The sequence below is a fragment of the Acinetobacter sp. Lyrl_1 genome (genome assembly GCF_051948795.1).
Taxonomy (GTDB): domain Bacteria; phylum Pseudomonadota; class Gammaproteobacteria; order Pseudomonadales; family Moraxellaceae; genus Acinetobacter; species Acinetobacter towneri.
This window is the reverse complement of record NZ_JAYJLK010000111.1, coordinates 1-557: the sequence shown is the minus strand read 5'-3', so window position 1 is coordinate 557 and position 557 is coordinate 1. Positions and strand designations below refer to the sequence as shown.

At 37.7% G+C, this 557-nt stretch carries 1 protein-coding gene and 1 pseudogene; both read left to right on the top strand.

Going from position 1 to position 557, the window contains the following annotated elements:
* A pseudogene (locus tag VF675_RS13775) lies at positions 1–89 on the top strand (helix-turn-helix domain-containing protein); the annotation flags it as partial.
* Positions 79–557 (top strand): IS630 family transposase (locus VF675_RS13770; protein ID WP_440205395.1); only part of this gene is annotated, 479 nt, incomplete at its 3' end. The pseudogene VF675_RS13775 and the gene VF675_RS13770, both read left to right, overlap by 11 nt.

Below are 557 nucleotides of genomic sequence, written 5' to 3'. Positions count from 1 at the left end.
AAACCATTCGTAAGTTTTTACGTGATTCAGGTATGGTCTTCAAGCGTACCCGTCATAGCTTGAAAAAAAAGAGATCCGATTGCATTTGAACAAGCAACACAGCAGATTGAAAAATTACGAGAGCAAGCGGCACGTGGTGAAATTATATTAGGTTATGTTGATGAAACAGGGTTTTCATCTACACCTGATAACCGCTATGCGTGGACAAAGATAGGTGATGTTCATGCGGTTGATGCAATAAGATTAAAACGAGTTAATGTCATGGGGTGTTTGCTTTCAACGGGGAAACTGGTGACAAGTTGTTTACAAGAGTCAGTTACAAGCACTTGGTTTTATGCCTATTTAACTGGAATAGCTCAACAAGTAAAACAGACTTATAACCTTCCATTGGTTCTTATTGTTGATAATGCCTCGATTCATAGAAGTAAAAAGATGGCTGATTACAGAGAGCTACTTAAAAGTAACTTTTCGACGAATTTGTATTTTATTCCAGCTTATAGCCCTGAGTTAAATCGAATCGAGATGGTATGGAAGCAGATGAAATATTATTGGCGAGA